This window comes from Pseudomonas sp. P7779, assembly GCF_013386315.1.
Classification (GTDB): Bacteria; Pseudomonadota; Gammaproteobacteria; order Pseudomonadales; family Pseudomonadaceae; genus Aquipseudomonas.
In genome coordinates, this window is the sequence record NZ_JACARZ010000126.1 from 1 (window position 1) to 8,919 (window position 8,919).

The 8,919-nt window shown below is 62.5% G+C and carries 8 protein-coding genes; 2 read left to right on the forward strand and 6 right to left on the reverse strand.

Annotated elements, in window-relative coordinates; all coding sequences use genetic code 11:
• The first annotated feature begins 129 nt into the window (after nucleotides 1–129).
• A complete protein-coding gene (locus HX869_RS28705; protein WP_003207803.1) occupies nucleotides 130–1,788 on the forward strand; it encodes an MFS transporter in 1,659 nt (552 codons plus the stop codon).
• The gene (locus tag HX869_RS28710) at nucleotides 1,785–2,930 is read left to right on the forward strand and encodes an HlyD family secretion protein (RefSeq protein ID WP_003207807.1); all 1,146 of its coding nucleotides are present in this window, start codon (nucleotides 1,785–1,787) and stop codon (nucleotides 2,928–2,930) included. The genes HX869_RS28705 and HX869_RS28710 overlap by 4 nt, the downstream gene beginning before the upstream one ends.
• Before the next feature lie 42 nt (nucleotides 2,931–2,972).
• Here HX869_RS28710 and HX869_RS28715 read toward each other — a convergent pair whose 3' ends face one another.
• From HX869_RS28715 to HX869_RS28740, 6 genes are all read right to left on the reverse strand, one after another.
• Nucleotides 2,973–3,833 carry an aldose 1-epimerase gene (locus HX869_RS28715; protein WP_134327686.1) on the reverse strand — a complete coding sequence of 287 codons (861 nt, stop codon included), beginning with the start codon at nucleotides 3,831–3,833 and terminating at the stop codon, nucleotides 2,973–2,975.
• 194 nt (nucleotides 3,834–4,027) lie between these two features.
• A complete protein-coding gene (locus HX869_RS28720) occupies nucleotides 4,028–5,308 on the reverse strand; it encodes a TRAP transporter large permease (RefSeq protein WP_178904026.1) in 1,281 nt (426 codons plus the stop codon).
• Nucleotides 5,309–5,836 carry a TRAP transporter small permease gene (locus HX869_RS28725; RefSeq protein ID WP_003207813.1) on the reverse strand — a complete coding sequence of 176 codons (528 nt, stop codon included), beginning with the start codon at nucleotides 5,834–5,836 and terminating at the stop codon, nucleotides 5,309–5,311.
• Between the two features lie 67 nt (nucleotides 5,837–5,903).
• Nucleotides 5,904–6,875 (reverse strand): TRAP transporter substrate-binding protein, encoded by a 972-nt coding sequence (locus HX869_RS28730; protein ID WP_003207815.1) that lies wholly within the window; start codon nucleotides 6,873–6,875, stop codon nucleotides 5,904–5,906.
• A 51-nt stretch (nucleotides 6,876–6,926) separates the two neighbouring features.
• Nucleotides 6,927–7,802: an SMP-30/gluconolactonase/LRE family protein gene (locus HX869_RS28735; RefSeq protein ID WP_178904027.1), complete on the reverse strand. Its 876-nt coding sequence runs from the start codon at nucleotides 7,800–7,802 to the stop codon at nucleotides 6,927–6,929.
• Between the two features lie 30 nt (nucleotides 7,803–7,832).
• Nucleotides 7,833–8,654 (reverse strand): NAD(P)-dependent oxidoreductase, encoded by an 822-nt coding sequence (locus tag HX869_RS28740; RefSeq protein WP_003207819.1) that lies wholly within the window; start codon nucleotides 8,652–8,654, stop codon nucleotides 7,833–7,835.
• Between the last annotated feature and the right edge of the window lie 265 nt (nucleotides 8,655–8,919).

An 8,919-nucleotide genomic window follows, 5' to 3' on the forward strand; every position in this document is an offset into this window, starting at 1 on the left:
CCGCAGCAACGGATATGCACCCCAACCGCCCAAATCCCTCCCAAGATGGCAAGTTGAACTCCACTCAGGTTTACTACTCCCTGAGTAACCGTTCCACCGGCCCCAAACGCCGGTCATCAAGGCCACCGAATGGACAAATACACCCCCCACACCTGGCAGCCCCACGAGCGCCCGAGCCTGCCGGGCTCGCCGTCGACGCCGCTGCATTCCACCCGCAAGCGCTGGGCCTACGCCCTCGTTGGCGTACTGGTGGCAATCACCGGTGGCCTCGGCAACTCGCTGGTGATCGCCAACCTTGTGTACCTCCAGGGCGCCCTGGGGGCCACGACGGCCGAGATGGCCTGGCTCCCCGCCGCCTACGTCATGACCAACGTCTCCATGAACCTGCTGCTGGTAAAATTCCGTCAGCAATTCGGCCTGCGTGCGTTCACCGAAGTGTTCCTGGTGCTCTACGCCCTGGTCACCTTCGGCCACCTGTTCGTCAACGACCTCAGCTCGGCCATCGCCGTACGCGCAGCCCACGGCATGGTCGGCGCCGCCCTCAGTTCCCTGGGCCTTTACTACATGATCCAGGCCTTTCCCGCAAAGTGGCGGATGAAAGCCCTGGTGCTCGGCCTGGGCACCGCGCAATTGGCGTTGCCCCTGGCCCGACTGTTCTCCGAAGACCTGCTGCAAATCGCCGAATGGCGCGGCCTGTACCTGTTCGAACTGGGCATGGCGCTGACCTGCCTGGGCTGCGTATTCCTGCTCAAGTTGCCCCCGGGCGACCGCTTCAAGACCTTCGAAAAACTCGACTTCCTGACCTTCGCCATCCTCGCCACCGGCGTCGCCTTGCTCTGCGCGGTGCTGTCCCTGGGCCGTATCGACTGGTGGCTGGAAGCGCCGTGGATCGGTATCGCCTCGGCCTGCTCGCTGGTGCTGATCATGGCCGGCCTGGCCATCGAGCATAACCGCTCCAACCCGTTGCTGATGACCCGTTGGCTGGGCAGCGGGGCGATGATTCGCCTGGCGTTGGCGGTGGTGCTGATTCGCATGGTGCTCTCGGAGCAGTCCACCGGCGCCGTGGGCTTCATGCAGATGCTGAACATGAGCAACGAGCAGATGCGCACGCTGTATTGGGTGATGCTGGCGGGGGCGATTGCCGGCCTGGCCGTGAGCGCGCTGACCATCAACCCCGCGCATTTGCTGATGCCGCTGATCATCTCCCTGGCCTTCATGGCCGTGGGCTCGGTGATGGACAGTTTCTCCAGCAACCTCACGCGTCCGCAAAACATGTACATCAGCCAGTTCCTGCTAGGCTTTGGCGGCACGTTCTTCCTCGGGCCGACCATGGTCCTGGGCACGAAGAACGTACTGACCAACCCCAGGAACCTGGTGAGTTTCTCGGTGCTGTTCGGGATCTGCCAGAACCTCGGCGGCCTCATCGGTGCGGCATTGCTCGGTACGTTCCAGATCGTGCGGGAGAAATTCCATTCCAGCATGATCGTCGAACACCTGACCCTGCTCGACCCGCGTGTGGCCGCACGGGTGGCCAGCGGCGGCTCGGCCTATGGCGGGGTGATCGCCGACCCCGAGCTGCGCAACCTCATGGGCATTCGCAGCCTGGCCACGGCCGCCACCCGCGAGGCGAATGTGATGGCCTACAACGATGTGTTCATGCTGATCGCGATCATCGCCATACTCACCATGATCTGGATCTTTATCCGCAGCCTCTGGCTGATGAGTACCACTAAAGCTGCCGCCAGTGCAGCGCCTCCCGTTCAACCCAGCGGCGCACTTTCTTCATGACCGAACCGACCACGACCACCACCAACGCCATCGCTTCCACGCCGGAAGGCACCGCGCCGCCGAGCATGCCGGCCACCGAACCGCGCTCCTTGCGGGTGCGCATCATCTCTTCCATGGGCTTTGCCGCGATTGCGATTATCGGCGTGCTGATCGTGCTCTACGCCTGGCAGTTGCCGCCCTTCAGCAGCGCCGTGGAAACCACCGAAAACGCCCTGGTGCGCGGCCAGGTGACGATCATCGGGCCGCAGCTCAGCGGCTACGTGTATGAAGTGCCGGTGACGGACTTCCAGTACGTCAAGGCCGGGGATTTGCTGGTGCGCCTCGATGACCGTATCTACAAGCAGCGCCTTGATCAGGCCCAGGCGCAACTGGCGGTGCAGCAGGCGTCCCTGGCCAATGTGGTGCAGCAACGCAACAGCGCCGAGGCGACCATCAAGCTGCGTCAGGCGGCCTTGATGGACAGCCAGGCCCAGGCCCGCAAAAGCACCGCGGATTTGCGCCGCAATGAGGAGTTGATCAGCGATGGGTCGGTGTCCAAACGCGAGCTGGACGTGACCCGCGCCGCCAATGCGCAAACCATCGCGGCCGTGGCCCAGGCCCAGGCCAACCTGGAAATCGCCCGGCAGGATTTGCAGACAGTGATCGTCAATCGCGGTTCGCTGGAGGCGGCGGTGGCCAGTGCCGATGCGGCAGTGGAGCTGGCGCGTATCGACCTGTCGAACACCCGGATCATCGCCCCGCGTGACGGGCAACTGGGCCAAATTGGCGTGCGCCTCGGGGCCTACGTCAACAGCGGCGCGCAGTTGATGGCGCTGGTGCCGAACCAGCTGTGGGTGATCGCCAACATGAAAGAAACCCAGATGGACAACGTGCAGGTTGGCCAGCCGGTGACCTTTACCGTGGATGCCCTGGACCACCGCAAGTTTCACGGCACGGTGCAGCGCATTTCCCCGGCGACCGGGTCGGAGTTCAGCCTGTTGCAGGCGGACAATGCTACCGGCAACTTCGTCAAGATCGCCCAGCGGGTGCCGGTGCGGATTACCGTGGATCCGGGGCAGGAGCAGAGTGAACGGCTGCGACCGGGGTTATCGGTGGTGGTGAGTATCGACACGGCGGGGCGCCTGAAAAACACCCCTCCCTAAGACACAATGGAGATCAAAAATGTGGGAGCGGGCTTTGTGTTGTTAGAGGGTTTTGTATTGCAGGCTGAAACTGAGTTCTGCCGACTGGCCTTGTTCCAACAGCTTCAACCCCGGCCTACCCGGCAGGTGATGGGCATTCACCGGATGACTCACCGGCTCGAAGCAGAAAAAATCCAGCCCCGGCGGGCAATACAGCAGGTAATAGTCGCTGCCGGTGGCCTGGCATTCCAGGGTGTAACCCAGGTCTGGCTGCTGGATGACGCAGCGCCCGTCCCACTGGCAAAAACCGTTGTCCACCAGTGTCTCGGGCAACGATTCTGGGTGTTGAAAATCCCACTCGGCGGGCACGGCAGCCAGGCCTGTCGGCAATTTCGCCGCATCACTCATCCATACCTGCGAAGCCTTTGCCTGCAATTGCGTGCCCGGCCTGCGGGGTAGATACGGATGCAATCCCAGCCCATGCCACGTCGCCGTTTCCGCCAGGTGCGTGACGCGCAAGGTGATGCTCAACTTGCCGCCCTTCAACTGAACTCGCTGCTCGGCGCGATACGCAAAGGGTGTGCTGCTGTCCAGTTGCAACACCACTTCGTCTGACGTCTGGCTGACCACCTGCCACACCTGTTGCCAGGCACTGCCATGAATTGGCAGCGGGTCCAGCGGGCTGTTGGGCTCAAGTCCCAACCACCCTGATGGGTTATCAAAGCCACCTTCGGCAACCCGGTTCGACCAGGGCGCCAGCGGGAAGCACGCAAGCTTCCCCGGCAGGCCGCTGGCCAGCGACTGTTGATCGGTGTGGCGTAGCAAGGGCTGGCCGCTGCTGCGTACTGTCCAGTTGACGATACTCCCGCCCAACGCTGGCGCCAGCGTCAGGTGGGTCAGGTTGTCTTCGAGTTCAAGCATCATGAGTGTCAGCAGACCTATTGAATGATGAATGCTTGTGTGGCGAGGGAGCTTGCTCCCGATGGGCTGCGGAGCGGCCCCAAAAAAGCGGGAGCGCTTCGCACTCCAGCGGGAGCAAGCTCCCTCGCCACAGAAAGCTCCCTTGCCACAGCAGCTCCCTCTCCACAATAGCTCCCTCGCTACACGCAGTGTGGGGCTTATAACACCAACCCCGGCAACCACAACGACAACGCCGGAATGTAGGTCACGGCTATCAGCACCAAAAACAGCACGCCATAAAACGGCAGCAACGCCTTCACGGTCTTCTCGATGCTGACTTTGCCCACCGCCGCCCCCACAAACAACACCGCACCCACCGGCGGGGTGATCAGGCCGATCCCCAGGTTCACCAGCATGATCATGCCGAAGTGCACCGGGTCGACGCCAATCCCCAGGATCACCGGCAGCAAAATCGGCGTGAGGATCAAAATCAGCGGCGCCATGTCCATCACCGTACCCAGCAACAGCAGCATGGCGTTGATGCACATCAGGATCACGTAGCGGTTGTCCGACAGGGTCAGGAACATCGTGGTGATCTTCGCCGGGATCTGCATCAGGGTCATGATGTAGCCGAAGCTGGCGGCGAACGCGATCAGTATCATGACGATGGAGATCGTGCGCACCGTGCGGTGCATCAGCTTGGGCAGCTCGCTCCATTTGTAGTCGCGGTAGATGAACATGGTCACGAAGAACGCCCACAACACCGCAATCGCCGCCGACTCGGTGGCGGTGAAGATGCCCGACAGAATCCCGCCAAGAATGATCACCATGGCCATCAGGCCCCACAATGCGTCGGCGCAGATTTTCAGTGCCTGTTTCAGTGGGATCACTTCGCCTTTGGGGTAGTTGCGCTTTTTCGCGAAGATCAGGCACAGCACCATCAGGCAGGCGCTCATCAGCAGGCCCGGGACCACGCCGGCCATGAACAGCGAGGCGATGGACACGGTGCCGCCCGCCGCCAGGGAGTAGAGCACCGAGTTGTGGCTCGGAGGCGTCAGCAAGGCTTGTACCGAGCCGCTCACGGTGACGGCGGTGGCGAATTCACGGGGATAGCCCTGGCGTTCCATTTCCGGAATCAGCACCGAACCGACAGACGCCGTATCGGCCACCGACGAGCCGGAGATCGCGCCAAAAAACGTCGAGGCCATGATGTTCACCAGGGACAGGCCGCCGCGCACAAAGCCCACCAGCACCCCGGCAAACGCCACCAGGCGCCGGGACATGCCGCCCTCGGCCATGATCGCCCCGGCCAGCACGAAGAACGGAATCGCCATCAGCGAAAACTTGTTCACCCCGCCGGCCACCTGAATCATCAGGGCCTGGAACGGAATGTCGATCCACCACGCGCCGATCAGCGCAGAAAGCCCCAGGGCGTAGGCCACCGGCATGCCAATCAGGATCAGGGCGATAAAGCTGCCCAACAGAATCAATGCGTCCATTCAGGCAGCCCCTTCACTTTCTTCAACCAGGTCGAAGCGCACGACCCGACGGTTGCTCTGGTCACCCAGCAGGAGTTTTTCCAGCACAAAAACCAGGGTCAGCAAGCCACCGATCGGGATCGGCATATAGGTGATGCCCACCCGCAAGGTCGGCATGGCGCTCATGAACTGGTTCCAGGTCGACAGGCACAATTTGCTGCCCCAAATCGTCATGAACAGGCAGATGGTTGCCATCAGCAATTGCGAGACGATGCCGACGATTCGGCGTTGGCCGGGCGGCAGGCGGTCGGTGACCATGGCCACCGACATGTGCGCCCCGGCGCGGTAGCTGGCGGCGGCGCCGACAAAGGTGAACACCAGCATCAGCAGGATGGCGGTGGGCTCCGGCCAGCTGGAGCCGGTGCCGAGCACGTAGCGGGCGAAGATGCCCCAGGGAATGATCAGCGCGACGCCGAGAACGGCGAGGCCGGCGATCCAGATGCAGCTCATGTAAATGCGGTCGTTGATGCGCAGCAGTAAATTCTTCATGGCGTTCACCGTAACCGGGCGCGTCGATGCCGACCGCGCCGGGCCTTATCTATGAGAGGAAAAAGGGTTACTCGACGGCTTCGATGCGCTTGATCAGGTCGGCGTAGGGCGCGCCGTACTTGTCGCGAATCGAAGCGGTGGCCTCATAGAACGGTTTTTTGTCGATGTCGATGAACTCCACACCGGCGGCCTTGAGCTTGGCTTCACTGCTGGCAGACTTGGCGTCCCACAGCTCGCGCTCCTGGATCTGCGCGGCTTTGGCGGTGTTCTTCACCAGCACCTGTTGCTCGGGGGTGAGCTTGTTCCAGGTGATTTTCGACATCACGATGGGCTCGGGCAGAATCAGGTGGCCGGTCAGGCTGTAGAACTTGGCGTTCTGGTAGTGGTTGTGTTCCAGCAGGGTGGGCGGGTTGTTTTCCGCGCCGTCAATCACGCCGGTCTGCAGGGCGCTGAAGATCTCGCCGGTGTCCATGGCAATGCCGTTGCCGCCCATGGCGTTGATGGTTTCGATGAAGATCGGGTTGCCCTGCACGCGGATCTTCATGCCCTTGAGGTCTTCGATCTTGCGCACCGGTTTCTTGGTGTAGAGGTTGCGCGTGCCGCCGTCCATCCAGGCGAGCGCCACCAGGTTGAATTCGGAGTCGGTGATCTTGGCGAGGATTTCATCGCCGATCTCGCCGTCGATGACCTTGCGCATATGCACCTGGTCGCGGAACACGAACGGCATGTTGAACACGTTCACGTCCGGCACCACCGGGCCGACGATGCCGAGGCTGACCCGGGCCATCTGGATCGCGCCGACCTGGGCCTGTTCCACCACTTCCTTTTCCGAGCCCAGCACGCCGCCGGGAAACATCTTGAAGGTCAGGCCGCCGTTGCTTTCGGCCACCAGGGTTTTACCCAGCTGTTCTTCGGCGACGACGGTGGGGTAGCCGGCGGGGTGGATGTCGGCGAATTTGATTTCCAGCGCGTGGGCGGCACCGGCGAAGACGAAGGTAAAGGGGAGTGCGGCGAGGAGCAAAGTGCGTTTGAAGTCCATGGGGTGTCTCTCCAGTCTTGTTATTGTTTTATTCAAGGCACAGCGATGCAGCTAGAGGATGAAGGTGGGCTCCGGCAATCCGGTGACCCCGGGGTTGAGGGCAAACACACCGCCGGCCAGCGACTGGGCACTGTGGTCGTCGCGGATCGAGGTGACGAACAGGGTGTCCAGGCGGTTGCCACCGAAGGCGCACATGGTGGGTTTTTTCACCGGCACGGCCAGTGAGCGGTCGAGACGGCCGTCGGGGGTAAAGCGGTGGACCAGCCCGGCATCGTTGGCGCAGATCCAGTAGCAACCTTCGGCATCCACGGCGGCTCCGTCGGGGCGGCCGAGGAACTGGTGCATATCCACAAACAGCCGCCGATTGGACGGCGTGCCGCTGTCGATGTCGTAGTCGAAGGCCCAGACCTGCTGGACCAACGGGTGCGAATCCGAGAGGTACATCGTGCGCCCGTCCGGGCTGAAGGCCAGGCCGTTGGGGGTGATGAAACCGTTGAGTGTGGTGTGAACCGCCCGGCCTGTTTCGTAGCGGTACAGTGCACCGTCGGCTGCATTCTCGGCCATGTTCAGCACCATGCTGCCGGCCCAGAACCGGCCCTGGCGATCACAGCGGCCATCGTTCAGGCGCATGTCCGGGCGGGCGTGCTCGACGCTGGCCAGGGGCGCAGTGTCGAGCCTGCCATCGTCGTGGGGCGTCAGCCGGAAAAACCCGGTTTGCATGCCCGCAACCCAATCGCCCGCCGAGGTGCGGGCGATGCAGGCGAGCATCTGCGGAGCTTTCCAGGCCTGCGCCTGGCCGCTGGTGGCGTTCCAGCGTTGCAGTTCGCCTGTGGGAATATCCACCCAGTACAGGGCGTTTTCCCCGGGTACCCACACCGGGCATTCACCCACGGCGTTGCGGGCGTCGACAATCAGTTCTGCTTGCATGGCCACTCATTCCCTTGGGTTGGTCTGTGGTCAGTCACCGAACGGGCCGGCGGCGCAAAACGCGCCCCCCTGGTACACCCGCGCCGGGTCGTCGGCAGCGGGCATCGGCTGGGCTTCCACCTGTTTGCGGAATACTTCGGAAGAGTCCCGCGGGGTGAAGCCCAGGTGCGCGGCGAAGCGGTTGTCCCACCACACATCGAGGTTATCCGACATGCCGTAGACCACGGTATGCCCGACATTCGGTGTGTACAGCGAGCGTTCGAGCAGTTGGGTGAGGTCGTCGAAGCTCAGCCAGGTGTGCATCATCCGGCGGTTCTGGGGTTCCGGGAACGAGGAGCCGATGCGGATGCTGACGGTCTCGATGCCATAGCGATCGAAGTAGAAACTGGCCATGTCCTCGCCGTAGGATTTGGACAGCCCGTAGTAACTGTCGGGGCGGCGCGGGGAGTGGGCGTCGAGGGCTTCGTCCTGCTTGTAGAAGCCGATCACGTGGTTGGAGCTGGCGAAGATGACGCGCTTGACCCCATGGCGGCGCGCCGCTTCATAGATGTGGAAGATCCCGCAGATGTTCGCGCCCAGCACTTCCTCGAACGAGCGTTCCACCGATACGCCGCCGAAATGCAGGATCGCATCGACGCCTTCCACCAGTTGGTGCACGGCTTGTTTGTCGGAAAGATCGCAAGGCAATACTTCTTCGCTGTCGTCAGCGGCCGGGGCCATGTCGGCGATATCCGACAGGCGCAGTACCTTGGCGTAAGGACGCAGGCGTTCGCGCAAGACTTTGCCCAGGCCACCGGCGGCACCGGTGAGCAGCAAGCGGTTGAACGGGGTAGGGGCGGTTGTGGTGGTCATGGTGATCCCGTTATTGTTGTAGGTTGTCGTATGACTGATCCGAAGTATCCTTAGGGTTTCCTACACTTGTCAACGCACTATTGGTCGAAGTTGATAGAGGCTCATCGCTGTCCTGTGGCGAGGGAGCTTGCTGTGGCAAGAGGGCTTGCTGTGGCGAGGGAGCTTGCTGTGGCGAGGGAGCTTGCTCCCGCTGGAGTGCGAAGCGCTCCCAAGATTTTGGGGCCGCTGCGCAGCCCAGCGGGAGCAAGCTCCCTCGCCACAGCAA